Origin of the sequence: Massilia eurypsychrophila, assembly GCF_002760655.1 — a bacterium.
Taxonomy (GTDB): domain Bacteria; phylum Pseudomonadota; class Gammaproteobacteria; order Burkholderiales; family Burkholderiaceae_D; genus JAFCUW01.
The window spans coordinates 45,175-71,732 of record NZ_PDOC01000011.1 but is presented as its reverse complement, the minus strand read 5'-3'; the positions used below and the strand labels follow the sequence as shown (position 1 = coordinate 71,732).

The 26,558-nt window shown below is 65.3% G+C and carries 24 protein-coding genes and 1 pseudogene; 9 read left to right on the top strand and 16 right to left on the bottom strand.

Features of this window, described 5'->3' with window-relative positions:
* Positions 1 to 5: 5 nt before the first annotated feature.
* Positions 6 to 1,382 carry an App1 family protein phosphatidate phosphatase gene (locus tag CR105_RS17245; protein WP_099790394.1) on the top strand — a complete coding sequence of 459 codons (1,377 nt, stop codon included), beginning with the start codon at positions 6 to 8 and terminating at the stop codon, positions 1,380 to 1,382.
* Between the two features lie 114 nt (positions 1,383 to 1,496).
* Here the strand turns inward: CR105_RS17245 and CR105_RS17240 are convergent, their stop codons facing one another.
* The 3 genes from CR105_RS17240 to CR105_RS17230 all read right to left on the bottom strand — a co-directional run bounded on the left by CR105_RS17240 (position 1,497) and on the right by CR105_RS17230 (position 5,492).
* Entirely contained in the window at positions 1,497 to 2,075 is a 579-nt protein-coding gene (locus CR105_RS17240; RefSeq protein ID WP_099790392.1) for a hemerythrin domain-containing protein, read from the bottom strand.
* A 94-nt stretch (positions 2,076 to 2,169) separates the two neighbouring features.
* Positions 2,170 to 4,383, bottom strand: a complete 2,214-nt coding sequence (locus tag CR105_RS17235; protein WP_099790390.1) for an ATP-binding protein — start codon at positions 4,381 to 4,383, stop codon at positions 2,170 to 2,172.
* Between the two features lie 107 nt (positions 4,384 to 4,490).
* Positions 4,491 to 5,492: an extracellular catalytic domain type 2 short-chain-length polyhydroxyalkanoate depolymerase gene (locus CR105_RS17230; protein ID WP_131021689.1), complete on the bottom strand. Its 1,002-nt coding sequence runs from the start codon at positions 5,490 to 5,492 to the stop codon at positions 4,491 to 4,493.
* Positions 5,493 to 5,689: 197 nt separating this feature from the next.
* Between CR105_RS17230 and CR105_RS17225 the strand changes: the two genes are divergently transcribed.
* Entirely contained in the window at positions 5,690 to 6,826 is a 1,137-nt protein-coding gene (locus CR105_RS17225; RefSeq protein WP_099790386.1) for a sensor histidine kinase, read from the top strand.
* Here CR105_RS17225 and CR105_RS17220 read toward each other — a convergent pair.
* Positions 6,815 to 9,019 carry a hybrid sensor histidine kinase/response regulator gene (locus CR105_RS17220; RefSeq protein ID WP_099790384.1) on the bottom strand — a complete coding sequence of 735 codons (2,205 nt, stop codon included), beginning with the start codon at positions 9,017 to 9,019 and terminating at the stop codon, positions 6,815 to 6,817. The genes CR105_RS17225 and CR105_RS17220 overlap by 12 nt on opposite strands.
* A gap of 207 nt (positions 9,020 to 9,226) precedes the next feature.
* On the opposite strand from CR105_RS17220, the gene CR105_RS17215 reads away from it, so the two are divergent.
* From CR105_RS17215 to CR105_RS17200, 4 genes are all read left to right on the top strand, one after another.
* Entirely contained in the window at positions 9,227 to 9,718 is a 492-nt protein-coding gene (locus CR105_RS17215) for a KGG domain-containing protein (RefSeq protein ID WP_099790383.1), read from the top strand.
* Between the two features lie 67 nt (positions 9,719 to 9,785).
* Positions 9,786 to 10,202 carry a secondary thiamine-phosphate synthase enzyme YjbQ gene (locus tag CR105_RS17210; protein ID WP_099790381.1) on the top strand — a complete coding sequence of 139 codons (417 nt, stop codon included), beginning with the start codon at positions 9,786 to 9,788 and terminating at the stop codon, positions 10,200 to 10,202.
* A 134-nt stretch (positions 10,203 to 10,336) separates the two neighbouring features.
* Entirely contained in the window at positions 10,337 to 11,044 is a 708-nt protein-coding gene (locus CR105_RS17205) for a fumarylacetoacetate hydrolase family protein (protein ID WP_099790380.1), read from the top strand.
* Positions 10,995 to 12,653, top strand: coding sequence for an MFS transporter (locus tag CR105_RS17200; protein ID WP_370660690.1), 1,659 nt, complete (start codon positions 10,995 to 10,997; stop codon positions 12,651 to 12,653). Before CR105_RS17205 ends, CR105_RS17200 begins: the two co-directional genes overlap by 50 nt.
* Positions 12,654 to 12,725: 72 nt before the next feature.
* Here the strand turns inward: CR105_RS17200 and CR105_RS17195 are convergent, their stop codons facing one another.
* The 5 genes and pseudogenes from CR105_RS17195 to CR105_RS17175 form a co-directional block, all read right to left on the bottom strand.
* The gene (locus tag CR105_RS17195; protein ID WP_099790378.1) at positions 12,726 to 13,163 is read right to left on the bottom strand and encodes a hypothetical protein; all 438 of its coding nucleotides are present in this window, start codon (positions 13,161 to 13,163) and stop codon (positions 12,726 to 12,728) included.
* 61 nt (positions 13,164 to 13,224) lie between these two features.
* A complete protein-coding gene (yfcF, locus tag CR105_RS17190; protein WP_099790376.1) occupies positions 13,225 to 13,842 on the bottom strand; it encodes a glutathione transferase in 618 nt (205 codons plus the stop codon).
* Positions 13,843 to 14,234: 392 nt separating this feature from the next.
* A pseudogene (locus CR105_RS17185) lies at positions 14,235 to 14,589 on the bottom strand (methyl-accepting chemotaxis protein); the annotation flags it as partial.
* A 136-nt stretch (positions 14,590 to 14,725) separates the two neighbouring features.
* Positions 14,726 to 15,676, bottom strand: coding sequence for a cupin-like domain-containing protein (locus tag CR105_RS17180; protein WP_099790374.1), 951 nt, complete (start codon positions 15,674 to 15,676; stop codon positions 14,726 to 14,728).
* Positions 15,677 to 15,733: 57 nt separating this feature from the next.
* The gene (locus tag CR105_RS17175; RefSeq protein ID WP_099790372.1) at positions 15,734 to 16,708 is read right to left on the bottom strand and encodes a GlxA family transcriptional regulator; all 975 of its coding nucleotides are present in this window, start codon (positions 16,706 to 16,708) and stop codon (positions 15,734 to 15,736) included.
* Between the two features lie 117 nt (positions 16,709 to 16,825).
* On the opposite strand from CR105_RS17175, the gene CR105_RS17170 reads away from it, so the two are divergent.
* Positions 16,826 to 17,716, top strand: a complete 891-nt coding sequence (locus tag CR105_RS17170; protein WP_229413983.1) for an MBL fold metallo-hydrolase — start codon at positions 16,826 to 16,828, stop codon at positions 17,714 to 17,716.
* 6 nt (positions 17,717 to 17,722) lie between these two features.
* Here the strand turns inward: CR105_RS17170 and CR105_RS17165 are convergent, their stop codons facing one another.
* The 7 genes from CR105_RS17165 to CR105_RS17135 form a co-directional block, all read right to left on the bottom strand.
* Positions 17,723 to 18,532 (bottom strand): c-type cytochrome, encoded by an 810-nt coding sequence (locus tag CR105_RS17165; RefSeq protein ID WP_180288230.1) that lies wholly within the window; start codon positions 18,530 to 18,532, stop codon positions 17,723 to 17,725.
* Positions 18,532 to 20,151 (bottom strand): cbb3-type cytochrome c oxidase subunit I, encoded by a 1,620-nt coding sequence (locus CR105_RS17160; protein WP_099790366.1) that lies wholly within the window; start codon positions 20,149 to 20,151, stop codon positions 18,532 to 18,534. The genes CR105_RS17165 and CR105_RS17160 overlap by 1 nt, the downstream gene beginning before the upstream one ends.
* Positions 20,138 to 20,725, bottom strand: coding sequence for a cupredoxin domain-containing protein (locus CR105_RS17155; RefSeq protein WP_099790364.1), 588 nt, complete (start codon positions 20,723 to 20,725; stop codon positions 20,138 to 20,140). Before CR105_RS17155 ends, CR105_RS17160 begins: the two co-directional genes overlap by 14 nt.
* On the bottom strand, positions 20,722 to 20,895 hold the full coding sequence (locus CR105_RS28390) for a hypothetical protein (RefSeq protein ID WP_099790362.1): 174 nt from the start codon (positions 20,893 to 20,895) through the stop codon (positions 20,722 to 20,724). The genes CR105_RS17155 and CR105_RS28390 overlap by 4 nt, the downstream gene beginning before the upstream one ends.
* An 8-nt stretch (positions 20,896 to 20,903) precedes the next feature.
* Positions 20,904 to 22,190, bottom strand: coding sequence for a c-type cytochrome (locus CR105_RS17145; protein ID WP_099790360.1), 1,287 nt, complete (start codon positions 22,188 to 22,190; stop codon positions 20,904 to 20,906).
* Positions 22,191 to 22,194: 4 nt separating this feature from the next.
* Complete coding sequence (locus CR105_RS17140) at positions 22,195 to 22,956, bottom strand: c-type cytochrome (RefSeq protein ID WP_099790358.1); 762 nt, start codon at positions 22,954 to 22,956, stop codon at positions 22,195 to 22,197.
* Between the two features lie 157 nt (positions 22,957 to 23,113).
* On the bottom strand, positions 23,114 to 23,539 hold the full coding sequence (locus CR105_RS17135) for a DoxX family protein (protein ID WP_099790356.1): 426 nt from the start codon (positions 23,537 to 23,539) through the stop codon (positions 23,114 to 23,116).
* A 295-nt stretch (positions 23,540 to 23,834) separates the two neighbouring features.
* Here CR105_RS17135 and ipdC point away from each other — a divergent pair, with 295 nt between their 5' ends.
* A complete protein-coding gene (gene ipdC / locus CR105_RS17130) occupies positions 23,835 to 25,508 on the top strand; it encodes an indolepyruvate/phenylpyruvate decarboxylase (RefSeq protein WP_099790354.1) in 1,674 nt (557 codons plus the stop codon).
* 20 nt (positions 25,509 to 25,528) lie between these two features.
* Positions 25,529 to 26,551: a ubiquinone anaerobic biosynthesis protein UbiU gene (gene ubiU, locus CR105_RS17125; RefSeq protein WP_099790352.1), complete on the top strand. Its 1,023-nt coding sequence runs from the start codon at positions 25,529 to 25,531 to the stop codon at positions 26,549 to 26,551.
* Positions 26,552 to 26,558: the final 7 nt, after the last annotated feature.

Below are 26,558 nucleotides of genomic sequence, written 5' to 3'. Positions count from 1 at the left end.
GCACGATGCCGTTTTTGATACTGACGCGCGCCGGGTTCGACGACATCGTGGCGCGCATCGCCCCGGCCGGCGCCGTATTCCATGTCAACCCGGGGCTGGTGCCTGCCGCTGAAATTGCGCGGCTGCGCGATGCCGGCGCCGACGTCAATGTACTGGCGTCTACGGTCGATCCGCGCGCTGCGGGCGAGGTCGAACTGGCGCTGCGCTCGGCCCCGCTGCAAGGGGCCACCGTGTGGGTCGAACGTGCGCCCGAGGCGGAGCGTGCGGGCGCCGCGCTGCGCCGGCGGCTGGCGAAAACCGCCGGCCAGTTCGCCAGCGGCGCGCTGCAGCGGCTGCGTTCGCCCGGAGTGGGGCGGCAAATGATGGTGGTGCCCTACTTCGGCTTCGGCAACGCCGAGAAGCTGTGGGTAAAGGGCCGGGTGCTCGACGAGCGCAGCTTTCGCGAACAGACCGGCGACGACAGCGGCTGGAGCAACCTGCTGCAGCTATACCGTCGCCTCGAGTCCGACGAGGTGGCCGGCGCCCGCGTGCTGGCGCACTTCGACGGGCAGCGCATCGAAACGCTGACCGACCGCGGCGGCTATTTCACGTTCGAGATCGTGCCGGCGGCGCCGCTGGCCGGCGGCTGGCATACGGTGCAACTCGAATTGCCCGACAACGTGGGCGAAGACGGCCTGCCGGTGCGGGCTGACGCCGAAGTGGCCGTGCCGGCCGCCACCGCGCGCTTCGGCATCATCAGCGATATCGACGACACCGTGCTGTGGACCAATGTCACCAACAAGCTGAACATGGCGATGATGCTGGCGCGTTCGAACGCGCATACGCGCAAGCCCTTCAAGGGTGTCGCCGCCTTGTACCGCGCATTGCACGAAGGCGCCGGCGGCAATGAAGGCAATCCGGTGTTCTATGTGTCGAGCAGTCCGTGGCATTTGTTCGGGCCGCTGGTGGAATTTTTGCGCGTTCAGGCCATTCCGCTCGGGCCTTTGCTGCTGCGCGAGCTGGGCGTGCGCGAGTTGTTCAACCTGACCGAACACGGCAACAGCAAGCTCGACAAGATCGAACTGATCCTCAGCTTCTATCCGCAGATGCAGTTTGTGCTGATCGGCGACAGTGGCGAGCGCGATCCGGAGATTTATACCGAGATCGTGCGGCGCCATCCCAAATCGGTGCGCGTGATTTACATCCGCAACGTCAATCCCGACCCGTCGCGGATCGAAGCGCTGGACCGTCTGACCGATGAAGTGAGCGCCACCGGCACCCAGTTGATCCTGGCGCCCGACAGCGTGTTTGCCGCATCGCACGCGGCGGCGGAAGGGTTGATCCACGTTGATCGCCTGGCGTCGGTGCGGCAGGACAAAAAAGAAGATGATGGCGTGCGGTGATTGCCGACGAAATGGCAGCCACGGCGCCGATTGGTCGGTTTCGCGGCGCGCTCGGCTGAAGCGAGCTCAGCATGGGTCCCCGTCGCGACGACCCATGACCCGTGCGCAATATTGTTACGCCAGCTTTTTCGTGAGGAACCGGCCGACGAGCAAGGCGCTGACCGCGCTCAGCACAACAGCGGTGGTGCTCGACGAGAATCCGATCGCCGTGTTGACCGCCGCCTTGCCTGCCTTTGGCGCCAGCAGTTGCATGCGCCGGCTGGTCATCTGCACGCCAAGTTCGTTCAGGCGGCGCTTCGTCATCGAGCGCTCCGCGTCGGGCAGCAGCACGGTCTCTTCGTCGGCCACATGGTGGATGACGTCGCGCATCAGCTCGCAGAACAGTTCGTCGTAGCGCGCGCTGCTGGCGTCGCCGCGCCGGATGCTGGCGATCAGCGCGCGCATCTCTTTGTGCTCGGGCACACTTTTCGCCAGCGCCGCGCCGCCCAGTCCCAGCGCCCGCATCGCCGGATAGAAGATCTCTTCTTCCAGCGTGGCGTGGATCTCGAGGGCATCGCAGACAGTTTCCGCCAGCGCCTTCTTGACCGCCGGCTTCTTGGTGACGACGTATTGATGCGACGTCAGCATCACGTGGGAATGATCGAAACGGATCATGTCGGTAATGGACGGGCTGAGATCTTTCATTGAGTACATGATGGGCTCCTGGGCTGAAACCATCATGCTAGGCCGGTGCGCTGGCCGGCGCCGTAGGACTACCGCCCGTCACGTTGTCAGTCCAGCACGACTATCAAACACTTTCCTTGGGGAACGACGCCGTCAACGCGTCGATGACGGCGCGCAGCTCGTACGGCTTGGACAAGACCTGCACGTCGGGCAGGCCGGTGCGCTTGAGTGAGTAACCAGTTGCCAGCACGATGCCGGTGCCGGCGTAGCGCTCGCGGACAATCTTGGCCAGGTCGATGCCGTTGGTGCGGCCGGGCATGACGATGTCGGAGAACACGATGTCCGGACGCAAGCCGTCTTGCAGGAACGCTAACGCTTCGTCGCCGCTGGCCGCCACCGTCACCGTGAACCCGGCGTGTTCCAGCGCCGGCGCGACCGTCTCGCGCAGCAGGCTGTCGTCGTCGACGAACAGCACGTGGCGCGCTGCCGGCACCGGCGCCGGCAGCGGCGCACCGGCCGACGGCTCGACACCGCTCGAGACCGCGGCGCGCGGCAGGTACAGCTCGACGGTGGTGCCCTCGCCTTCGACGCTGTCGAGGCGCAGCAGGCCGCCCGAGTTGGTCGCAAAGCCATACACTTGCGCCAGGCCCAGGCCGTTCGCCTGCCCCATCGGCTTGGTGGTGAAGAACGGATCGAGGGCGTTGGCCAGCACCTCCGGACTCATGCCGATGCCGGTATCGGTGACGCGCAGCAGCACGTATTCGCCGGGCAGCTCGCGCGGCGCCCGTTCGGCGGGAACGTTTTCGGCGCCGATGCGCAGCGCGCCGCCCTGCGGCATGGCGTCGCAGGCATTCAGGGCAATGTTGACCAGCGCCAGGTCCAGTTGCACCGGATCGATCCGCACCGGCCACAGGCGATCGGCCAGGTCGAGCCGCACGCTGACGCTGCTGCCCACGGCGCTGGCCAGCAGTTGCATCTTCTTGCGGATCGTCGGGCCAAGCTCGACCACTTCGAGCCGGGCGTCCTGCACCTTGCCGAACGAGCCGAGCTGCGCCGTCAGGTCGGTTGCCTTGCGCACCGCCGCCTGGCAGGTTGCCAGCAGCGACTGCACGCGGTCCGGATCGGCCGTCATCGCCGCCAGCTGCAGCGCGCTGGTCAGGGTCTGCAGCAGATTGTTGAAGTCGTGCGCGATGCCGCCCGTCAGCCGGCTCAGCGCTTCGAGCTTCTGGCCCTTGATCAACGCGACCTGGGCGCGTTCGTTGTTGGCGACAGCGACCGCGATGCGCCGCTCCAGTTCGCTTTGTGCGGTCGTGATCTGGTCGGCCGCGTCGGCCAGCCGCAAGCCGACGCGGTCGATCTCGAGCAGGCCCTGCGACTGATAGCGCACCGGTTCGCCGCGGCCGAGCCGGTCGGCCACGGTGCCCAGGTGCTCGATCGGCAATATGGTACTGCGCGAGGTGCGCCGCGCCGCGGCCAACGCGAGCAGCAGCACCAGCACCAGCATGGCGCCGAGCAAGGCGGCGGCGCGCACCGGAATCTGGCGAATTTCCGCCTCTGGAATGCTGATCAACATCTTCCAGTCGGCGCGCTCGATGGTGCTGAAGAAGGCCTTGACGGCGATGCCGTCTAGCGTAATGCTGGCGAACGAGCCTTCCGCCGAGGCGCCGATGACGCGCTGGGTCACCGTGCGCACCGTGGTGCCGATGAACTTGTCGTCGTCGCGCGTGCGCGCCACCACTTTGCCGGTGCGGTCAATGACGGTGATGATCCACGATTGCGGGAAGCGCTGGTTCTGGAACAGGCTTTGCAGAGACGCCGCCTGGATGCCCATGGCCAGATAATATTTGATCTCGCCTTCGCGCAGCACCGGCACCTGGATCGCGAAATCGTAGCGCTTGGCGACCGACGCCAGAAACACGTCGGACACCAGCGTGCGGTTGCCGCCGTACTGGTCGATCAGCTTGCCCATGTTCGACGCGCTCTGCAGCGGCAGCGGCTCGCCTGCCGGCACGCGGGTATTCATCAGCTGTATGCCGGACGGCTCCTGCAGGATGATGGCGGTACCCGGTGTCGGCGCCAGCAGCTTGGCGTGGGCATGGAATTCGGCCAGGTCGCCGCGCGCCAGCGCCGGTGAACTGGCCAGCGCCAGCAGCACGCCTTCGCGCGCCTGCAGTTCCTTGTTGACCAGCAGCGCCAGCGCGCGCGCCGCTTCGCCGACGCTGCGCTCCTGGCTGTCGTGTTCCTGGTCGTAGACATACCAGACCGCCAGCATCGACGAGGCGAAGGCTGGCAGCAAGATCGACAGCACCAGTACCAGAAGTCGGTTACGAAAATACATCGGCGCGCAAAAAATTTCCTAGGGAAACAATTATAGCGCTGCCACTGGCCCTTCCGGAAATCTTACGCACTAGAATCGTGCACCACCGGCGACAAGGCAGTCGCCGCTTACCTAGTCGTAAGACGCTCGACCATTTTCATTACGGCCTGCATCTGGGGGCCGTCTTTGCGGTAGTAGTTTGGACTGTCGTAGCCCCACCAGTCCCAGCAGCCCTTCGGATTGACGACATAACTGACGCGCCAGAACCGAAAGCCCGGGCCGTAGCGGGCGATGGCTTGCGGATACAGGACGATGAGCCGATTCGTTTCGGCCCACTTGTTATAGCCGGCGTGACGCACGAAGCCGTCGCCGACGGCGTCGACGTTCTGCAGGCAGCCGTGAAAGGCGACGTGCACGCGGCAGCCGCCGGCGCGGCAACTGGCCGGGATATACACAACCCCGGTATGGTGCATGCTGTGCGAGTAGGCATCGGCGTGGTCGAAAAATTCGCGCTGATCGAATTCGTGCAGGTGGGCGTCGACGGGCGCGCCCGCCGCTTCCAGGCGCCCATGGATTTGTTCGAGCAGCATGCCGGCGCCGTCAATGCCGCAGCGGTCGATGAACGGCGTGCCGGTGAACGCGCATTCGGACCCGAAGTTTACGGTGGGGAAAGCGTGGCCGGCGTCGACGGTATTTACGTACATCACCTGCGAAGGCGGAATGAAGTTCAGGTAATAGCGCTGCAGCGCGCTGACCACCGGCTGCAGCACGGTCGGATCCTTTCGACCGGAGAACAGCCACACGCGCGAGCGCTGCAGGTGAGCGGTGGCGTCGACCGCGCCGGCACGCGCCGACGCCTCGGTGAAGGCGACCAGGGCTTCGACCCGCGGCAGCGGGCGGACCGGGTCGGGCAGCATGCAGTTGTTGAGGGCGATGTCCACGCTGTTTTGCGCACAATAGAAAGGACCGCCGGCGACGACCCCGGCGCCCATCACGCTTGCCGAATAGGCAACGTGGAACTGGACCGCCATGAAACCGCCCGACGACAGGCCCGATACCGACACCTGCCTGGCGTCGGCGCGCAGCGCCGGCAGCGGCTCGGCGAGCACGCCGGCAGCGCACAATGTCACGGCGGCGACCCAGCACATCCTTCGAGGACAACGCATACGACCTCCCTGAACGGTCACTGATGTTTGACCGTGCAAGGCGGCGGAAGTGCACGCCGTGCGCTCGCGCCCGCCGGTTAGGGGCGTTTTCGGGCTATGATGCATCGTGCTGCCCGTTATGAAGCTGTACGGGGAGCTCCCCAACATCGAAAGGCAGTCCAGTGCGTCTATCCACCTTCATCCGTGAGAACATCGAAGTCATCCTGCAGGAATGGGAAGACTTCGCGGAAAGCCTGCAAGTGCTGGCGGAAGCGAACAAGGCGAAGCTGCGCGATCACGCCGCGCAGATGCTGACGGTGATCTGCGCCGATCTCGACAGCTACCAGAACGAAGCGGCCAGCGTGGCCAAGTCGAAAGGCAACGCGCCGGTCGTGGCGGCCGACACCGCCGCCGAAACGCACGCCGAGGACCGCCTCAATTCCGGTCTCACGATCGAGGAACTGACGGCCGAGTACCGCGCCTTGCGCTCGAGCGTGCTGCGGTTGTGGCAGCGGCGCTGCAAGACGGCTGACGAACTGGTCACGCAGGACATGGTGCGCTTTAACGAGGCGATCGACCAGGCGCTGACCGAATCGGTGGCGCGCTACTCGTCGACGATGCGCGACTCGCAAAACGTGTTCCTCGCCATCCTCGGCCACGACGTGCGCAATCCGCTCGGCGCGATCCGCATGGGCGCGCAATTTTTGCTGCACGACGAATCGCTGCCGGCGCAGTACCACACGGTGGCCACGCGCATCGTCGGCAGCACCAAACGCGTCACCGAGATCGTCAGCGACTTGATCGACTACTCCACGGGCAACCTCGGCAGCGGCATGCCGATCAAGCCGGCGCCGATGGACTTCGGGCCCGAATGCCGCCAGGTGGTCGACGAAATCCGCGCGATGCACCCGGACCGGGCCATCGAGCTGGATTTGTCGGGCAACTTGCAGGTTGTGTGGGATGCCGCGCGCATGAACCAGGCGCTGTCGAACCTGGTCGCCAACGCGGTCCAGCATGGCGTCGCTAACCAGCCGGTGTGGGTGACCATCAAGGGTGGCGAAGAGGTCGAGTTTTCGGTCCAGAACATGGGCAGCGCCATCGAGCCGAGCCGGCTGCGCGCGATGTTCGATCCGGCCAAGCACTTCGCGATCCGCTCGGCGAGCGAGCGCAGCGGCAGCGCCGCCGACAACCTTGGCCTCGGCCTGTACATTGCGCGCGAAATCGTCACCGCCCACGGCGGCGCCATCAGCGTGACGTCGGCCGAATCGTCCGGCACGTCGTTTACGGTGACGCTGCCGCGCGTGGCTTCAGCCGGCTGACGCTGGTGCCAGGCCGCCGGCGATCGCCGCGTCGAGCTCCTCGAGGCTGGCCGGCTTGGTCAGGTGCGCGTTGAAGCCGGCGTTGGTCGCGCGCATGCGGTCGCGCTCTTCGCCGTAACCGGTCAGCGCCACCAGCTGGCCGGCAAAGCCGATTGCGCGCGCCGCCTTCGCCAATTCAAATCCATCCATGTCCGGCAGGCCGATGTCGAGGAACGCGACGTCGGGCTGCATCGCCGCGATCAACCGAAGTCCCGCCTTGCCGTCGTGCGCGACCTCGACCTCGTGCCCCAGCAGCGACAGCAGTTCGGCCGTCGTGGTGGCCGCGTCGTGGTTGTCGTCGACGATGACGACCTTGCGCGGCGCCTGTGCGCGCGCTGGGCGCTGCTCGGTCACCGCGCCGGCCAGCGGCGATTCGATCGCCGCCAACGCGACCTCGAACACGCTGCCCAGGCCCGGTCCGCGGCTCGATGCATGCACAGTGCCGCCATGCAGCTGGACGATGTTGTAGATGATCGTCAGTCCCAGGCCCAGGCCGCCGGCTGAGCGCGCCAGCGGTTGCGGCGCCTGGTAGAACGGTTCGAACACCAGCGCCGCGGTGGCCGAATCCATGCCGATGCCGTTGTCGGCGACGCGTAACAGCGCCACGCCGTCCACGCGCGCGACGCTAATGCCGACGTCGCCGGCGCCACCGTAGCGCACCGCGTTGGCCAGCAGGTTCGACGCCACCTGCACCAGGCGCGTCTCGTCGCCCATCACCCACACTTCGCCCAGCGACTCGACGAAGCAGCGGCCCTGCGCGGCCATCGCCGGCCGGATCGCCTCGGCCGCCTGCGTAACGACGGCCGACAGGCACACCGGCTCGTTGTTCATCACCAGCTTGCCTTCGGCGATGCGCGACACGTCGAGCAGGTCGTCGACCAGCCGCTTCATGTGGTCGACCTGGCGCCGCATGGTTTGGCGCTCGCGCAGCGAATCGGGATTGGCGCGCAGGTCCATCAGGTCGAGCGCCATCAGGATCGGCGACAGCGGGTTGCGCAGTTCGTGCCCCAGCACGGCGAGGAAATTATCCTTGGTGGCCGACGCCTGCTCGGCGCGCAGCAGCGCATCCTGCAGCGAGCCGACCAGCTTTTCGCGCGCCAGCTCGCCCTGCAGCAGCGCGCCGGACGCGCGCACCAGCTCTTCGCCCATCTCGTTGACTTCGGCAATGCGGCTGTGGGCGCGGCGCACCGTGCGGCGCTGGCCGAGCCGCGCGGTCTGCCGCTTCAGGTGCGAGAACGACATGACGATGCGCTGGGCGACCAGCACCGCCAGCGCTCCGTACAGCGCCAGCGACACGATGATCGCCATCGCGTACGTGGCCAGCGTGCGGCGCAGCACCTCGGCAAAGTGCGCGGTCGGTGCGCCGACCGCCACCGTCCAGCCATGGCGCGGCAGGCGCGTGAAGCTGGTCAGCACCTCTTTGCCTTCGAGCGTGGTGGTGACGCCGGCGCCTTCGCGCAGGTCCGGTTTGACCAGCTTCGCCAGCGACGCCGACATGCCGGTGCCGACGGTGCGCTCGTGGTCGAGCGAGCGCGCCACCCGCAAGCCGAACGAATCGTGCACCGACACCACCCAGCCGGCCGCCAGCTGCTGGTTGTTCAGCACCCGCAGCACGCGGTCTGGCGCCAGCGCGGCGGTGACGACGTAGCGCAGTTGGCCGTCGATCGACACCGGCACCCGCACCGGCACCGCGGGCTGGTTCATCACTCCTTTGGACACCTTGCCGATCGCCGGTCGTTGCGTGCGGATGACCTGCGCGAGGCTGTCCGGATCGATCACCCTGCTCGCCGTTCCAAACGGCGCCGAGGTGCGGAAGATGACGCGTCCTGCGGGGTCGGAGACGATCACGCTGCGCCAGTCGGCCTGCCGGGCGACGGTGCTGCGGGCGACTTCATAGAATTTTTCCATCTCGCCGCCGCTCAGTGCCGGGTCGGTCGACAGCATCCTGACATTGTCGACCGTGGTCTCGAGTTCGGAGTCGATCGCGCTGGCCAGCGCGCGCGACAGCGCCAGCATCGACTGTTCCAGTTCATAGCGCCGCTCGTTGACCGACGCATTGATGACCCAGCCGCCGATCAACGCCACCGGCAACAGCCCAAGGCAGACCAGCAAGACGAGGAAATGCCGAAGTGGCAATGAGAAGTTGCGAGCCATGAGCGTGGTCCTGAAGGCGACCCCTCACTATACCCTTTCCAAGGGTAAATTTCGATACCGCAACGATCAGAGCTGTCCTACAGCGAGCTGAGTAGTACACCGATCCAGATGAGCCAGCTGCTTGCTTACTATTCCTACTCCTTCCCGACTCAAGCGTAATCAGGAGCTCGACAGGGAATTTTCTTCAAACTGGATTAGGAGATCATCATGGCATCATCGAACCAAGGTGGAAACAGCAAAGGCAACAACCAATCCGATTCGGGCAGCGGCAACAAAGGCGGCGGCAACGGCGGCTCCAAGCAGAGCGATTCGAGCAACCGCGGCTTCGCGTCGATGGATCCGCAGCAGCAACGCGAAATTGCCGCTGAAGGCGGCCGCGCCGCGCACGCTTCCGGCAACGCGCACGAGTTCACGTCCGAAGAAGCGCGCAAGGCTGGCGCCATGAGCCACAAGAACGACGCCAACCAGCAGAGCGATTCGAACTCCGGCGGCTCGCGCAGCTCGTCCGGCGGCCAGGGCGGCAACAAGCAGAGCGATTCCGAATCCGGTAGCGGTGGACGCAGCGGCTCGTCGGGCAACCAGGGCGGCAAAGGCAGCGACTCGGCCGACAGCAAATCGAGCGGCGCGCGCGGCTCGTCGGGCGGCGGTTCGGGCTCAGGCTCGGGCAGCTCGGGCGGCTCGGGCGGACGTTCGAAGTAACGTGACCTTGTAGCGCAAACGGCCAGCCGGCGTGTCATCCACAGGCTGGCCGTTGTAGTATCTACCCATGACGCTTCAATCGATCCTCGAGTTTTCCAATGCCGGCAGCGGCACCCGCGACATCACCGCCGACGTCGCGCGGGTCGTCGCGCAGTCTGGCGTAAAGTGCGGCCTGGCGCACGTCTTCGTGCAACACACCAGCTGTTCTCTCACCATCACCGAAAACGCCGACCCCGACGTGCGGCGCGACCTCGACATGGTCATGGGCCGCCTCGCCCCCGACGGCGACCCCGCCTACCGCCACGACGCCGAAGGCCCGGACGACATGGCCGCGCACGTGCGCAGCGTGCTGACCGATACCGCGTTGACGGTCCCGGTGGGCGCCGGCCGGCTGCTGCTCGGCACCTGGCAGGGCATCTTCCTGTGGGAACACCGCACAACGCCGCAACGGCGCCGCGTCGTCGTCACCCTCCTCGGCACCTGATTGCTCCGGCGCCACCGAACACCAATAAAACTGGCACGTCGTCCGGTTCGACGTAGAGGGAAGTACGCTTAAGCCCCGCGTAGTAAAATCGTCAAGCGAGCACTGATCGCCCCAGCCGTCTTGATGAGGAACCCATGACCGAATTCGTAATTCCAGCACCGGCTACGCCGTCCATCGCCGTCGCCGGCAGCAGCGCCAGGTTCCCGATCCGCCGCGTGTTTTGTGTCGGCCGTAATTACGCCGCCCACGCCCGCGAGATGGGCAACGATCCGGACCGCGAACCGCCGTTCTTCTTCATGAAGCCGGCCGACGCCGTGGTCGACGCCCAGGGCACGCTGCCCTACCCGCCCGCAACGAGCGACCTGCATCATGAAGTGGAAATGGTGGTCGCCCTCGGCGCCGGCGGCGCGAACATTGCGCCGGCCGATGCGCTGGCGACGGTGTGGGGCTACGGCGTCGGGCTCGACCTGACCTTGCGCGACATACAGGCGGTGGCCAAGGACCTGCGCCGCCCGTGGGACCTGTCCAAGGGCTTCGACGCGTCGGCGCCGTGCAGCGCGCTGCATCCGGTTGGCGAAGTCGGCCATCCGGCCGGCGCCCGCATCTGGCTGCAGGTCAATGGCGCCGTGGTCCAGCAAGGCACGCTCGACGAAATGATCTGGCCAGTGGCCGACATCATCAGCCATATCTCGCGCTTCGTCACGCTGGCGCCGGGCGACCTGATTTTCTCCGGCACGCCGGCCGGCGTCGGCGCCTTGCAGCCGGGCGACCGCGTGCGCGGCGGCGTCGACGGTGTCGCCACCTTCGAATGCGCCATCGGCCAGGCCCCTCGCCCGGAATAATTTGACCGCTGCTAACCATCCCGAGGCGCTGGCGCCGCTGGTCCATCCGGTGTTCCGCATGCTGTGGAGCACCTGGCTAGTTGCCAACCTGTGCATGTGGATGAACGACGTGGCGGCGGCCTGGCTGATGACGTCGCTGACGACCGCGCCGATCTGGGTGGCGCTGGTGCAGACCGCCGCCACGCTGCCGGTGTTCCTGCTCGGCGTGCCAAGCGGCGCGCTGGCCGACATCCTCGACCGGCGCCGCTACTTCATCATCACCCAGTTCTGGGTCGCCGCGGTGGCGCTGCTGCTGTGCGTGGTGGTGCTGTCGGACGTAATGAATCCGCCACTGCTGCTGGCGCTCACCTTCGCCAACGGCATCGGCCTGGCGATGCGCTGGCCGGTGTTTGCCGCCATTGTTCCGGAACTGGTGCCGCGCCCGCAACTGCCTGCCGCGCTGGCGCTCAATGGCGTGGCCATGAATGCCTCGCGCATCGCCGGCCCGCTGATTGCCGGCGCGCTGATCGCCAGCGTCGGCACCGCATACGTGTTCGTGCTCAACGCCGTGCTGTCGGTCGCCGCCGGCTTCGTCATCATGCGCTGGCGGCGCGAGCATGTGCCAAGCCCGCTGGGGCGCGAGCGCTTCGGCCGCGCGATGCGGGTCGGCATCCAGTTCGTCAGCCAGTCGGCGCGGGTCAAGGCCGTGCTGGCGCGCATCGCGGTGTTCTTCTTTCATTCGGCCGGCCTGATGGCGCTGCTGCCGCTGGTGGCGCGCAATCTGGACGGCGGCGCCGCCACGTACACGGCGCTGCTGGCCTGCATGGGCGGCGGCGCGATCTTTGCCGTGCTGTTTTTGCCGCGCTTGCGCCAGGCGCTGACGCGGGACCTGCTGGTGCTGTACGGCGCGATCTTGCAGGCGGCGATGAGCTTGGTGATTGCGGTCAGCGGCGACATGACGGCGACAATGGTCGCAATGGTGCTGACCGGCATGGCGTGGATCACGACGGCCAATTCGCTGAGCGTGTCGATGCAGCTGGCGTTGCCGGACTGGGTGCGCGCGCGCGGAATGTCGATCTACCAGATGGCGCTGATGGGTTCGAGCGCGGCCGGCGCCGCCGTCTGGGGCCAGGTGGCGACCGTCGACAGCGTGCAGCACAGCCTGATTTATGCCGCCATCAGCGGCATCGCGGTGATGCTGCTCGTGCTGCGCCTGGTGCAGGATCGCGGCTTGGTCGACGACCTGACGCCATCGCAATTGTTCAAGGCGCCGGTGGCCGACGCGCCGCCCGAGCGCGGCCGCATCGTGCTGAGCATCGAGTACATCATCGACCCGGCGCGCGCCGACGCGTTTGTCGCGCTGATGCAGGAGAGCCGGCGCAGCCGCCTGCGCCAGGGCGCGCTTGGCTGGCAGTTGCTGCGTGACATTACCGAGCCGGGCCGCTACACCGAAGTGGTGATCGACGACTCGTGGACTGAGCACCTGCGCCGTTTCGACAGGGTGACCGCGGGGGATGTGTCGCTGCGCGAACGCAAGCTGGCGTTTCATCTGGGGGAGGAAGCGCCGCAAGTGAGGCGGCGGGTGAATGTGTCGGCTTCGACGGCGCGCACCTTGCCCCCAGAAAGTTGATCTAACGGCCGGCTTTCAAATGCATAGCGCACGACAGATCCACCGCAGGGGTCTGACCCGATTTTCTTTGGGTCAGATTGCCGAAGTTGGCAGCGCCGGCAAATCCGAGGAATCTCCGATCTGCTGAGCGCATGAGACGTCACTTAGCACCGGCGCGTTTTTCTGCCGCGCAGCGCGTCGGCACGATAAATTGATTTGGTGCGTCGCTTCACTCACCATTGCCCGCAATTTGACTTCGCGGTTCGGGTCGTCGCGGATCTGATCGGGAAAACGGGCGAGCGTGGCGTCGATTTCGGCCAGCTTTTTCTTGTTTTCGGGGGTTTTCGCGGTGTCGGAGCTTAGGATTAAATCCGGCGTGAAGAGGTCCCACTCGATTACGCGCTGGACGAGCCGGCGCGCCAGGTCGGGGTCTGCCCACAGCGTCGGCATGACGAGCGGGCTGACAACCATTTCCATCACGGCAAGCACCTGTCCGCGATTGCCTTTCTCGACGTAGGCATGACGGGACATTCGTGGCGCGACATCTATCCTGACACAGGGGGATGATCAACACATAGCCATACCCGATTCTTCAGAGTTCTGGACGTCTCAGATTCACCCATTCCTGCACTGATGGCCGCTGCCACTGCCTGCGAGCATAGTCTGCGAGTTTCGCAGGTATCGCATCGCCGTTCAGGACGAGTCGATTCAACATGAGTGTGAGATCGACATCGGCAACACTCCAGTTGCCGAACAAATGTTCGCCGTTGTGATCCAGCAGGCTCTCCGCTGCTCGGAACAGTTTGCACATCGCGATTTCCGCAGCTGGTGATAGGGGCACCTGACTTGGCTGGTAGAACACGACGATGGTTGAGCGCTCTTGACGGATCGGCATAAGATCACTTCTGAGCCACGCTTGAACTTGGCGTGCGCGAGCTTTCGTTTTTGGATTGGACGGGTAAAGGGCGACACCCGGATAGACTTCATCCAGATACTCGGTTATGGCTGAAGACTCGGACAGTGAGAAATCGCCGTCCACTAAAGTTGGCACTCGTTCGGTCAATGACTCTGATGCATATTCAGCAACGTGATTTGCACCATTCTCCAAGTCGACGGTCCGCAGTTCGAAGGGAATATTTTTCTCTTTGAGCCCCACGAATACCGACATTGCATAGGGGCTTGTGTACTGGGCGTCGACGTAAAGTAGCATTGGGTTATCGAATTTTTAGGGGGGGGGGGGCGGTAAAATGTCGGCGCCTGCGCCGGCAATGGTCGGGTTATGTATTTGCCATGTTACCAGAGAAATACGTTTGAAAGTACGTCCTATATCACGCAGTCTTCGACCGTCCGGTCTTGGCCTATTGCTGTCGTAAGAATAGACTCGGCTCAGCGCGACGCTTCGCCGACCAATGAATACGGCACCGCCCTCGCCCACCGGTTTTCGGACACGAAAACGTCCGGCGCCGATGGTCGATATCGAAGCATGCGCAAGCTGCTCCTTGCCGAGCTTGAAGATGCCGACTGTGCCAGCCAGGTTCGCAGCCTGATCCTGCATCTCGTGAGCCGCAGCTGTGGCCCCCTCCACCAGCGCGGTGTTCTGCTGGGTCATGCCATCGATCACGCTGATGATGTCGACGATCCTCTTCGAGGAAGCCTGGATCGAGCCCATCGTGGCCACTACCTGATCAACCGCGCGGCCGCCATCGACGGACACCTCCGAGGCCGACATGGCCAGCGTGTTGGCTTGACGAGCGTTGTCGGTGTTTTGCTTGACCGTTGAGGTCAGCTCTTCCCTCGTCGACGCCACCTGCTCGAGCGAGCTGGCCTGCTGCTCGGTGCGCTGGGACAGATCGCGGTTGCCCATCGCGATCTGGCTTGACGCCGACGCGATCGAGTCGGTACCGGTACGTACTTTGCCGACGATCGAAGCGAGGTTCTCGCGCATCGTGCGGATCGCAAACAGCAAGCTGGTGTATCGTGTGCTTTTGTCTTGACCTCGATTGACTACGCCTGTCGCCACCAGAACGTTCGCTCGTGAACGAACGCGCGGTGCATCAACAGCGACAGGTAGCGACTTGTGCCTTTCGAAATTCCTATCGCCGCTGCACGAGGGACGGCTCGCCGCCAAGCGAATATGGCACTGCCCTCGCCCACCGGTTCGCGGACAGCGAAAACGTCAACGCGCGCACCTGGTGGTACCAGCCGGCCGGCACATACAGCATGTCGCCGGGGCCGACGATGCATTCGATCGTTGTGGCCTGGCGTGCCATTGGGAATTTGTCGAAGTCCGGCGCCTCGGGATCGAACGGTGAGCCGAACAGGATCGCGTTCGCCTCGTTCGGATAGAGGAACTCGTCGTGGTGCGGCGGCGCCAGGAAGATGCGCTTGGTGCCCCAGATCTGCGCAAAGATATTATCGTCGTAGTCGCAATGGAGCGGCGTCACCGTTCCTGCCGGCCCAAGCCAGAAGCGCGGTGGCCCCATCTTGCTGAAGTACGCCGGCCAGTAGCACAGCGAATTGAGTTCGCGCAGCTCCAGGTTGCCCAAATAAGGCGGCAGGTCGCCGGCGCCGGCGGCGACGAGGTCGAGGTATTCGAGCATCGTCATGTCCTGCATGGCGCGGTCGGCCGCGAACGCGGTGTTGATGTAGTCGCCCACCCGAGCGCGCACCTGCAGGTGGCTGAAGCGCTCGCGCAAGGTTTGAGGCGTCAGCGCCGACAGCGGCCAGCGCTCGACCATGCCGGTGATCAGGAAAGGCAGGCCTTTCGCAGCCTGCGCGCGGAATGCCTTGGCGTCGAGCATGCCCAGCCGCGGCACCGCGGTAATGGCCGGCAAATCGCGCGCGACACGCTTGATGGCGTTGCGCATGGCGTCGATCGACGTGACGCCGCGCACCTGCGCATCACGCTGTTCGCGTGCCTGCTTGCGCGCAATGGCGTCTACTGGCGAGGTCGACCGCGATGCTGCCAGGGGCGGCGGCGACCGCGTCCCGACTCGCGGCTGCGGCGCTTGATCGCCGCGCTCCAGGTTTTTATCTGCTGACATTAATCTCTACCATCTCATCGTGACGTACCGAAGTATACGGAAACTTTTCAGGCCGCGTTAGTCCGGCTCAGCGGCGGCATTCATTCCGAAGGTTTTGCGCCAGTCTCTCGGGCTCACCTGGAAACGCTTTTTAAAGTGCTGTCGAAACGCCAGCGGTGTCTGGAAACCAACCAGTTCGGAAACTCGTTCCACCGGCATCGACGTCGTTTCAAGCAGCTCCCGCGTTTGCTGCAAGCGCTCGTTGACCAGCCAATCGACCAGCGTCGTGCCCGTCGCCTTGAAAAAATGACGGGTAAATGTCCGCCGGCTCATCGCTGCCCTCTCCGCCAGGTCATCGATGCTGTGCTGCTTGCCGATGTTTTCCCGCAGGTAGTCGAGCAATTGGTTGACCTGCGAATTCTGCGTCGATACCGCCATGGGCTGTTCAATGAACTGCGCCTGGCCGCCTTCCCGATGCGGCGGGATGACCATTGTTCGCGCGACTTTATTGGCCATCTTCGGCCCGTAAAATGCACGCACAATGTACAAGCAACAGTCGAGCCCAGCACCAGTACCGGCCGAGGTAATCAACCGCCCCTCGTCCACATACAGCGCGTTCATGTCGAGCTTTACCCGCGGAAAACGGGCGCAGAAATCCTTCTCGGCCATCCAGTGGGTCGATGCCCGCTTGCCGTCGAGCAGCCCCGCATACGCGAGCACATACGCGCCGTAGCAAAGGCCAACGACATGGGCGCCCCTTTTGTGCGCGCGCGTGAGCGCCGCTACCAACGCTTCGTCCGGACGCGTGTTCAGATCGTCCCAGCCCGGCACCACCAGAATGTCCGCCATATCTGTCAGCTCCAGCCCGCCGTCCGGCTGAATCGTCATTCCACGCTCGGCAGCCAACGGCTGACCATCTGGCGAAACGATCTTCAGGTCGAACAAATGCCCTTCGGGCAACGCTGCGCCAAACACCAGGTGCGGTACAGCAAAGTGGAAGGGACTGATTTTGGGGTACGCGATCAACGCGACAACTGGGATTTTTGTGGTCATGGATGAAAAACTCAGCACTGGCCCGAAAGCATCGTTAATTGGCATACGGGTCAATATTACAGTGAGCGCCCTGCGTCCACAATGCTGCTACCAACTAACACCTCCATGGAGCAGCAAATGAAGCAATCAAAAGGTTTGACCCTCTTCCTGTCTTTGGCCATCGGCGCCGCCAGCGTCCCGGCCCGCGCGGCGGACAACACGGCGCCAACGGCAACCACGCAGCTGGTGCAGATTCAACAGATCCGCAACGCCACTGCAAAGATCAACTATGCGGGCAAGACCTTTCTGCTTGACCCATTCCTGGCGAAAAAAGGCGCGCATCCAGGTTTCCCGGGCACGTTCAACAGCCAACTGCGCAACCCACTCATCGAATTGCCAATGTCGGTGAAGGATGTCTTGAAAGGCGTTGACGCGGTGATCGTCAGCCATACCCATCTCGACCATTGGGACGGCGGCGATCACCAGTCCATTCCGAAAGCGATTCCGCTGTTCGTGCAGGATGAAACCGATGCAAAACTGATCCGCGGACAGGGATTTACCAATGTGCGCATCCTTGGGGAGAACAGCGTGTTTGAAGGCGTTCAGCTGACCAGAATTGGCGGGCAGCATGGTACGGATGAGATGTACTCGAAGAAGCCGTTGGCTGACATGCTGGGCAAGGCGATGGGCATTATGTTCCAGGCGCCCGGTACGAAAACCGTCTACGTTGCGGGAGACACCGTATGGCGCAGCGACGTCGATCAGGCCTTGGCAAAGTTCAAACCTGACGTCATCGTGCTGAACGCCGGCGACGCTCGCATGGCCGGCGTCGTCGGTTCCATCATCATGGGCAAGGACGACGTGCTTCACGCGTATCAGGCCATGCCGAACGCGACCATCATTGCGACGCATATGGATGCGATTAACCATATGACCCTCAGCCGCAAGGACCTGAAGGAGCATGTCAAGCAGCATGGCATCCAGGACCGCGTGCGCATTCCCGCAGATGGCGAGATCCTCAAGTTCTGACGCGGCTCACTCGCCCGCCGGCTCTCCTTTGCGCGCATAGAACGTGGCGACCGCGTCGATTTCGTCGGCCGTCATGGCGCGCACCACATTGCGCATCTGTAGCTGGGCGTCGTTGCGCCGCTCGCCTGTTTTGAATAACTGCATCTGCTGCACCAGGTAGTTTTTGGGCATGCCTTCCAGCCAGGGCGCTCCGAGCTTCTGGTCGACGCCACCGTGGCACGAGATGCACGGCGCGATATTGCGCATCGGGTCGCCCACGCGCACCAGCGCCGGCAGCGTTTCGTCGTAGGTGGTGGGCGCGGTGCGCGCCTTTGGCAAGCTGGCGTAGTAGGCGGCCAGGTCCTTGATGTCGTCGGCCGACAGGTTCTTCGACAGCGCCGCCATGATCGGGCTGCCGCGCTTGCCGCTCTTGTAGTCCTCCATTTGCTTGATGATGACTTCGGGATACTGGCCGGCAAGGTTGGGCGCGTCCGAGCGGCTCATGCCCAGGGCGCCGTGGCACATGGTGCAGTTCAGCGCCAGCGTGGCGCCACGGCCGACCGCGGCGGGCGCCGCCGTGCGCGCCATTTCCGGCAGCAGGATGACGTTACTGGCAACAGCGGGCGTATCTTGCCGGCTGCCCTGCCTGACCCATGCGCTCGGCACGCCGGCGGCGCGGCAGATGCTGTCCCACAGCGAGACGGCGCTGAAGTCGGCCTGCGCGGAAGGAAGCCAGCCAAATCCAACGACGACCGACGCGATCGTCAACGCCACCAGGCTGGCAATCGACAGCCAGGCCAGTGATCGCGTTCGGCCGCCGCCTTCGCGTTGCCGCATCATCGCGCTCCGATAGGAATGACAGGCACGTTGGCCTGGGGCGTCATCGCCAGCTGGGCGATCGGGTAGCCATAGTTGACAAGGGTGAGCGCGACCATCATCGCCACCCACAGCGCAAAGCCGTTCAGCACGGCCGGCGGCTTGCTGTTCGGATGCACCGCCACGCTGAAGGCGACGGCCGGCACAGAATCCGCCTGCCGCCTGGCGCTGGCGAGGATATACAAGAACAGCGCCGCCGAAGCGAGCAGGACAAAGCCGCCGATGGCCGATATCGTGACCGTGATCGCCTGCGGCTCGAGCGCCGGGTGGGTGTAGTCGTAGTAGGCCATGCGGCGCGGCGCGCCGTACAGGCCGACCAGGTGCCAGGGCATTGTCAGCACCATCATGCCGACGAACCACAGCGTCAGCTGGATGCGCATCAGGCCAGAGGGCAGCGGCGGCGAATTGCGCAGCTGCGGCCACAGCGCGTAGGCGACCATGAAATACATGATGACAATGGTGCCGCCGAAGATCAGGTGGAAGTGGCCGGTGACCCACTGGGTGTTGTGGACCGACTCGTTGAGCTGGTAACTCATGTTGATCAGCCCGCCCGCGCCGCCGAAGCCGAGCATGATGAAGGCGTACGCTACCGCCAGCATCATGGGATTGGACCACGGCAGCGCCTTGACCCAGCCGAACGGCCCGGTGCCGCCGCGCAGCCGGCCGACGATTTCTGCCGTGGCGACAATGGTAAACACGGTCAGCAAGGTCGGAATCGACACCATCGCCGTCATCGCCGCGTGGACGAACTTGAAGCCGGCGCCAACCTGCGGGTCGGCGAACAGGTGGTGGATGCCGATCGGCATGGAGAACACGAGGAACAGCGCAAAGGCTACGCGGCCCATGGTATCGCTGTAGAGCCTGCCGCCGATGGCGCCCGGGAACAAGCTGTAGAAGGCGATGTAGGCCGGCATCAGCCAGAAGTACACGATGGCGTGCAGCGTCCACGAGAACAGCACGCGCGCCAGGCCGGCGTTGATGGTGTCGGTCAGGCCCAGCGAGGCCGGCAAAATCAGCACGAGGATTTCCACCGCCGCGCCGACCGAGGTCCAGGCCCACAGGTAGGCGCCGGCGACGTTGCCGTACATTGCCAGCGGCACCGTAGCGCCGGGGTTGGCTTTGCGCCACGCGTGCAGGTTGATCGACATCAGCGCCACCCAGATCCAGGAGCCGACCACGACCAGCACGATGCCGATGTAGTACAGCGGACTGGCCAGCATCGGCGGATAGAAGGTGTACAGCACCGATGCCTTGCCGGCCGCCATGGTCAGCGCGGCGATGACGGTGCCGGCGATGACCAGCCAGAAGCCGGCCCAGGCCCAGCGGATGCCGATCAGCGGGCGCTTGAGCGCCAGTTCGGCGATGGCGTAGCCAAAGCCCATCGCCACCAGCGTCGGCAGCACGTACGCCATCACGGTGCCGTGCCCCGTGACCGAGCGGTAGTAATGCTCCGGGTTGTTGATCCAGGCACTGAGCGGACTGCGCACGTACATCTGCCATGCGCCGAGCACAATGGCGGCGAAGAAGGCGACGAAGGCGACCCAGAAGTGGGCCAGCACGAGTTTTCTAACGAGGAACACAGCTGACCCTTTCCGACGCGCGCGCCCGCATCAGGAATTCTTCCGGTGAAATGACCTGGACGCGGGCCCACATCGCTTCGTGGCCCGTGCCGCAATATTCGTGGCATGGCATCAGTTGCTCGCCAACCTTCGGGAACGTGGTGGTAAACGTCGACACGAAGCCGGGAATGAGCATCGTGTTGGCGTTGGTGCGTCCGACGATGAAGCCATGGATGGCGTCGGTGGCGGTGCCGCGAAACGTCACGGGCGTGGCCGCCGGCACCACCAGGCACTGCGGCGTGAACGAATACTGCTGCGCAATCAGGCGCACGATCACGCGGCCGTCGGGCTCGATCACGGTGCCAAGGTTGTTCTCGACGAACTCGCCCTTGATGTGCAAAGTGGTGACGTCGACCGTCTCGACGCGCGACGGCGGCATCGCGGCCCAGTGCAGGCCGGTGAAAATCATCATCGCCAGCAAGGACGCGATGATCAGCCCAACCAAAATGGCCCAGCGCCGCTCGGCGGCGATGGCGACCGCGGCCGAGGCGTGATCGTGGCCGGGACCCTGGCCCGGTACGGTGGGCGCCGTCATTGCACGGCACCGCGCGGCAGATACACGACCAGGTAGAACAGGTAGAACAGCCCGACCACGATGGCGGTGGCCACGCCGGCCACCGCAAAGGCGCCGGACGGCCCGCGGCCGACGATTTCCTCGATCTTCCGGTCAAGCTCAGCTGGGTCGTCGTCGTCGGGTGTGTGCATGTTGGCGCCTATTCGGGAAGCAGCTTGCGAAGTTCATTGGCCTGGGCCGGCGTTACCGGTGTGCCGCTGTTGCCCCAGGCTACCCGTATGTAGGTCACCACTGCGGCAACCTCGTCATCGTTGAGCATGTGCGAGTACGGCGGCATGCCGTGCGGCCGCGGGTTCTTTTTGGTGCCAGGCGGATAGCCGCCGTTGAGGACCATGCGGATCGGGTTGACCGGCGTGGCCATCGTGATCGACTGGTTGCCGGCCAGCGGCGGGTACGACGGGGTCTGCCCGCGCCCTTCAGTGCCATGGCAGATCGCGCACTGGGCGACATAGATCTTGCGCCCGGTTTCCATCACTTCCGGCCCGACCAGGCGCGCCTGGCTGGTCGGCGGCGGCGCCGTGTCCATTTGCGGAAAGGCCTTCAGGTACACCGCCATCGCCCGCACGTCGTCGTCGGTCAGGTACTGCAGGCTGTTGTAGACCACTTCGGCCATCGGGCCGTACACCGTGCCGCGGTGCGACACGCCCACCTGCAGCAGGTCGGCGATGTCTGCGATTTTCCAGTCGCCCAGGCCCGCCTCGCGGTTGGAGGTCAGCGACGGCGCGTACCAGTTCTGGTTCGGTATCATGCCGCCCTCGAAGGCCTTCGATTCGCTCGATCCACCCAGCATGTTGACCGCCGTGTGGCACATGGCGCAGTGGCCGAGCCCCTTGACGAGGTAGGCGCCGCGGTTCCACTCGGCGCTCTGGCCAGGCGTTGGCGTGAACTCGCCTTCGCGAAAGTACAGCGTGCGCCAGCTGATCAGCAGATCGCGGTTGTTGAAGGGGAAGCGCAGCTCGTGCTCGCGGTTTTTCAGCCTGACCGGCGTGAGCGACATCAGGTAGGCGTAGATGGCGTCGGAGTCGGCCCGCGTGACCTGGGTGTAGGACGCGAACGGCATCGCGAGATACAGCAGCTTGCCGTCCTTCGACACGCCGAGGTGCATGGTGCGGTAGAAATCGTCGGCCGTCCACAGGCCGATGCCGGTGTCGTCGTCGGGCGTGATGTTGGGCACGTACAGGTTGCCGAACGGCGTGGCCATCGCCCTGCCGCCGGCAAACACCGGCCGGTTCGGCACCGTGTGGCAGGCAACGCAGTCGCCGGCGCGCGCCAAGTATTCGCCGCGGTTGATGATCTGCGTCGTCGCGGTCAGTTGCGGCTGCTGCGCCGTGGCCGGCAGCACGCCCGGGCGCATGAAATGCAGCGCCAGCGCCGCGATGACGGCGAGTGCGACGAGGACCAGCACGGCCAGGACGCTTTTACGCATGGCGTCACCGCTGGCTGCCGCAGGCGAGCGGCATGCGCACCAGGTTGGACGGCTCGGGTGAGGCGCCGGAAGACGGCGACTGCTGCGACAGCCACGCCGCCACCGATGAGATGTCGTCGTCGGTCAGGCGCGTGGCGATGCGCTTCATGCAGTCGGGTTCGGTGGCGCGGCGTTCGCCCACGCGCCAGCGCGTCAGCTGCCCGACGATGTAGGCCGGGCGCAGGCCGGCCAGGCCGGGAATGCCGGGCTCCATGCCGCTGAGGTTTGCGCCATGGCAGGCAATGCAGGCGGGGATGCCTTTTGCCGGGTCGCCGACCGTGGCCAGCACCTGGCCGCGCTGCGTCAGCGCCGGGTCGGGCGCCGGGCCGCCGACGGCGGAAAACGGCGGGCGCTGCGCCGCGAAGTATTCGGCAATCTCCTTCAGGTATGGGTCGGGCAGATAAGCGACCAGATAATTCATCGGCGGGTAGCTGCGCGTGCCGTCGCGGAAGGCGGTGAGCTGGTTGTACAGGTAGCCGGCCGGCTTGGCGGCGATGCGAGGAAAGTAGCCGTCGGCAGTGCCCTGCCCCTTTTGCCCGTGGCAAGTGACGCAGCCTTGCACGCGTGCTTCGATGGAATCGAGCTTTTCAAATGAAGGAATGGCGTCGGCGGGAACCGCGCGCGTTTGCGCACAAGAGGCGCCGTGGAACAGCAAGCACGCCAACGCCAGCAAGGAGATGCCGGCTCCAGGCCCGTGTAGATGATGGTCGATTGGAAACCGAATCATGAAACACACCTTGTCGCGTGAGCTTGCCTGACACGAAGCGAGTCTACGGCCGTGTCTTTACATTAGCACGATTGTCCTTTGGAGCTTCTGTGCGTTCGCGTGTCGTGCGCGGGTGTGGGCGCCGCCGCCGAAGGTTTCCCAGCGGCGACTTGATTCGTCAGTTGTAGCGGCCGGTCGCGCCACCAAGGCTGTAACGGCCGGCGCCGAGCAGCGCGACGGCCACCGCGGCGAAGAAGAACATGCCCTGCAACTCGAGCGCCCAGCCGCCGGTCTTGTCGATCGTGAAGAACTCGCTGGTGTGGACCAGCAAGACGGCGACGATCATGTTGATCGCCACGACCAGCGCGGCGGGACGGGTGAAGATGCCGACCAGGATCATCAGCGGCGCGATGACTTCGCCAACGTAGACCAGGTAGCCAAGTGCAGCGGGTGCGCCGGCTTTGGCCAGCATGCCGGTAATGAAGCCGATGCCGCCGGTGACCTTGGCATAGCCGTGGAACAGCAACATGATCGCCAGTGCGGCGCGCAAGACAAGCTTGCCGGTGTCATCGGTGCTGGTATGAACTGTCGTATTGTTTTGCATGATGTATTTTCCCAGTCAAAGGTAACAACGGAGCTGGAGCCGATCGCGCTACGGTTCCAGCCATTTGCTTGAAATAGTAATCGTATTTGAACGCGCAAGCACGCAACGCGGTGTGCATGGCTCTGCCCACGCGGCCAGTACCGGCTGGCAGCGAGCGCGCCTTCGTCGCTTTTCCTGCCGGCCGCACTCGACGCCGGCTCGCCATTGCTTAACTCAGATTAAGGCGCCACAGCGGCGGCCCGCGATACATTGCGTGTGGGCCGGCACGGGCTGGCCCACCCTTCATCGAGCCCCCATGAACCTGTCACAGGCACTCCTGCACGCACTGCACCAGCACGGCGCGCGCGAAATATTCGGCATCCCGGGCGACTTCATCCTGGCGTTCTTTCGCCAGGTCGAGACCACCGCCATCCTTCCCATGTTCACCCTCAGCCACGAGCCAGGGGTCGGCTTTGCCGCCGACGCGGCGGCGCGCTACCACACCCGGCTGGGCGTGGCGGCGGTGACCTACGGCGCCGGCGCGCTCAACATGGTCAACGCGGTGGCCTCCTCGTACGCCGAAAAGGTGCCGCTGGTGGTCATTTCCGGTGCGCCCGGCGCCGCCGAGCGCCGCAGCGGCTACCTGCTGCACCACCAGGCCAAGACGCTCGACTCGCAGCTGGCCATCTTTCGCGAGATTACCTGCGACCAGGTGGTGCTGGACGACGCCGCGCGCGCGCCGGCGGACATCGCGCGCGTGCTGGCCAGTTGCCTGGCCCATTCGCGCCCCGTGTATATCGAACTGCCGCGCGACATGGTCCTGATGCCGTGCGCGCCGGTGCCGCACCTGGCGCCGCCCGCCGCGCAGCCACGCGCGCTGGCCGCCTGCACCGAAGCGATCCTGGCGCGGCTGGCGCAGGCACGCGCGCCGCTGCTGCTGGTGGGCGTCGAGATCCGCCGCTACGGCATCGAGCACAAGGTCGCGCGCCTGGCGCAACTGCTCAACATCCCGGTGGCGACCACGTTCATGGGTCGCGGCCTGCTGGCCGATACCGACGTCGCGCTGCTCGGCACCTACCTCGGCGTGGCCGGACCGGCCGCGCTGTCGGCCGCGGTCGAGCAGTCCGACGCGCTGTTCATGCTCGGCGTGATTGTCTCCGACACCAACTTCGGCGCGTCGGGCAAGACGATCGATCTGCACGCCTCCATCCATGCGCACGACGGCGCCGTCAGCATGGGCTATCAGGTGTACCCCGCGATACCGCTCGAGGCGCTGGTGGACGCCCTGCTCGAACACGGGCAGCGGATCGGCACGCAAGCGAGCGCGCTGGCGCCGCCGGCCTACCCGCATGACCTGCCGCGCGATGCCGCGCCGATCGCCCCGCGCGACATCGCGCGCGCCGTCAACGACGTGCTGGCGGCGCACCCCGGCCTGCCGCTGGCGGCCGACATCGGCGACTGCCTGTTTACCGCGCTCGACATCGCGCACACGGCGCTGGTGGCGCCGGGCTACTACGCCACCATGGGCTACGGCGTGCCGGCCGGCCTTGGCCTGCAGGCCGGCGGCGCCGGCCGTCCCGTGATCCTGGTCGGCGACGGCGCTTTCCAGATGACCGGCTGGGAGCTGGGCAACTGCCAGCGCTACGGCTGGGACCCGATCGTCATCGTCTTTAACAACTGCAGCTGGGAGATGCTGCGCGCGTTCGAGCCGGGCGCCGGCTTCACCGACCTGAGCGACTGGCACTTCGCCGACATGGCCGCTGCGCTGGGCGGCAACGGCTGCCGCGTCACCACCCGCGCCGGGTTGGGCGCCGCCCTCGATGCGGCGCTGGCGCGGCGCGGCCGCTTCGAGCTGATCGAAGTGATGATCCCGCGCGGCGTCGTCTCCGACACGCTCGAGCGCTTCGTCAAGGGCGTGCGGCGCCTGCAGCAAAGCATTCCCGCCCCACTCGCGCTGGCGCGTTCGCGCGAGCTCGAACCGGTACTTTAACCTTGCAACTGAATCGACCAATGACACCACACCCTCACGCCGCCGTGCCGCAGCTGGTCTGCCCGGCCGGCAGCCTGCCCGCGCTCAAGGCCGCCGTCGATAACGGCGCCGACTGCGTCTACCTGGGCTTTCGCGACGCCACCAATGCGCGCAATTTTGCCGGCCTCAATTTCGACGACGAAGCCATCGCCCAGGGCATCGCCTACGCCCACCAGCGTGGCCGCAAGGTACTCGTCGCGCTCAATACCTATCCGCAGGCCGGCAACTGGCGCGCCTGGCGCAGCGCCGCCGCGCGCGCCGCCGAAGCCGGCGCCGACGCCCTGATCTGCGCCGATCCGGCGCTGATGGCATGGGTCGCCGAACATCATCCGGCGCTGCCGCTGCACCTGTCGGTGCAGGGCTCGGCGACCAATTACGAGGCGATCAACTTCTACCATCGGCATTTCGGCATTGCACGCGCGGTGCTGCCGCGGGTGCTGTCGATGGCGCAGGTGCGCCAGCTGATCGCCAACACCCCGGTCGACATCGAAGTGTTCGGATTCGGCAGCCTGTGCGTGATGGTCGAGGGGCGCTGCGCGCTGTCCTCGTACGCCACCGGCGAATCGCCCAACACCGCCGGCGTCTGCTCGCCGGCCAAGGCGGTGCGCTGGCAAAACGCGCCGCAAGGGCTGGAGGCGCGCCTGAACGGCGTGCTGATCGACCGCTACGGCGACGACGAAAATGCCAGCTATCCGACGCTGTGCAAGGGCCGCTTCGAGGTCGAGGGAGAGAGTTATTACGCGATCGAGGAACCGGCCAGCCTGAATACGCTCGAACTGCTGCCGCAGCTGATCGCCGCCGGCGTGCGCGCCGTGAAGATCGAGGGCCGCCAGCGCAGTCCTGCCTACGTCGCGCAGGTGACGCGGGTGTGGCGCGAAGCGCTCGACGCCTGCCGCCACAACCTGGCGCGCTACTCGGTCCATCCGGCCTGGATGGCCGCCCTCGGCAAAGTCGCCGAAGGCCAGCAGCACACCCTCGGCGCGTACCACCGCGCCTGGAAATAACCCCTGA

Coding starts and splice junctions, on each gene's coding strand:
- CR105_RS17175 (WP_099790372.1), bottom strand. CDS start 16,708: ATGACCACAAAAATCCCAGTTGTCGCGTTGATCGCGTACCCCAAAATC.
- CR105_RS17215 (WP_099790383.1), top strand. CDS start 9,227: ATGGCATCATCGAACCAAGGTGGAAACAGCAAAGGCAACAACCAATCC.
- CR105_RS28390 (WP_099790362.1), bottom strand. CDS start 20,895: ATGCACACACCCGACGACGACGACCCAGCTGAGCTTGACCGGAAGATC.
- CR105_RS17140 (WP_099790358.1), bottom strand. CDS start 22,956: ATGATTCGGTTTCCAATCGACCATCATCTACACGGGCCTGGAGCCGGC.
- CR105_RS17240 (WP_099790392.1), bottom strand. CDS start 2,075: ATGTACTCAATGAAAGATCTCAGCCCGTCCATTACCGACATGATCCGT.
- CR105_RS17145 (WP_099790360.1), bottom strand. CDS start 22,190: ATGCGTAAAAGCGTCCTGGCCGTGCTGGTCCTCGTCGCACTCGCCGTC.
- CR105_RS17210 (WP_099790381.1), top strand. CDS start 9,786: ATGACGCTTCAATCGATCCTCGAGTTTTCCAATGCCGGCAGCGGCACC.
- ubiU (WP_099790352.1), top strand. CDS start 25,529: ATGACACCACACCCTCACGCCGCCGTGCCGCAGCTGGTCTGCCCGGCC.
- CR105_RS17220 (WP_099790384.1), bottom strand. CDS start 9,019: ATGGCTCGCAACTTCTCATTGCCACTTCGGCATTTCCTCGTCTTGCTG.
- ipdC (WP_099790354.1), top strand. CDS start 23,835: ATGAACCTGTCACAGGCACTCCTGCACGCACTGCACCAGCACGGCGCG.
- CR105_RS17165 (WP_180288230.1), bottom strand. CDS start 18,532: ATGCGGCAACGCGAAGGCGGCGGCCGAACGCGATCACTGGCCTGGCTG.
- CR105_RS17235 (WP_099790390.1), bottom strand. CDS start 4,383: ATGTATTTTCGTAACCGACTTCTGGTACTGGTGCTGTCGATCTTGCTG.
- CR105_RS17170 (WP_229413983.1), top strand. CDS start 16,826: ATGAAGCAATCAAAAGGTTTGACCCTCTTCCTGTCTTTGGCCATCGGC.
- CR105_RS17135 (WP_099790356.1), bottom strand. CDS start 23,539: ATGCAAAACAATACGACAGTTCATACCAGCACCGATGACACCGGCAAG.
- CR105_RS17155 (WP_099790364.1), bottom strand. CDS start 20,725: ATGACGGCGCCCACCGTACCGGGCCAGGGTCCCGGCCACGATCACGCC.
- CR105_RS17195 (WP_099790378.1), bottom strand. CDS start 13,163: ATGTCCCGTCATGCCTACGTCGAGAAAGGCAATCGCGGACAGGTGCTT.
- CR105_RS17205 (WP_099790380.1), top strand. CDS start 10,337: ATGACCGAATTCGTAATTCCAGCACCGGCTACGCCGTCCATCGCCGTC.
- CR105_RS17245 (WP_099790394.1), top strand. CDS start 6: ATGCCGTTTTTGATACTGACGCGCGCCGGGTTCGACGACATCGTGGCG.
- yfcF (WP_099790376.1), bottom strand. CDS start 13,842: ATGCTACTTTACGTCGACGCCCAGTACACAAGCCCCTATGCAATGTCG.
- CR105_RS17180 (WP_099790374.1), bottom strand. CDS start 15,676: ATGTCAGCAGATAAAAACCTGGAGCGCGGCGATCAAGCGCCGCAGCCG.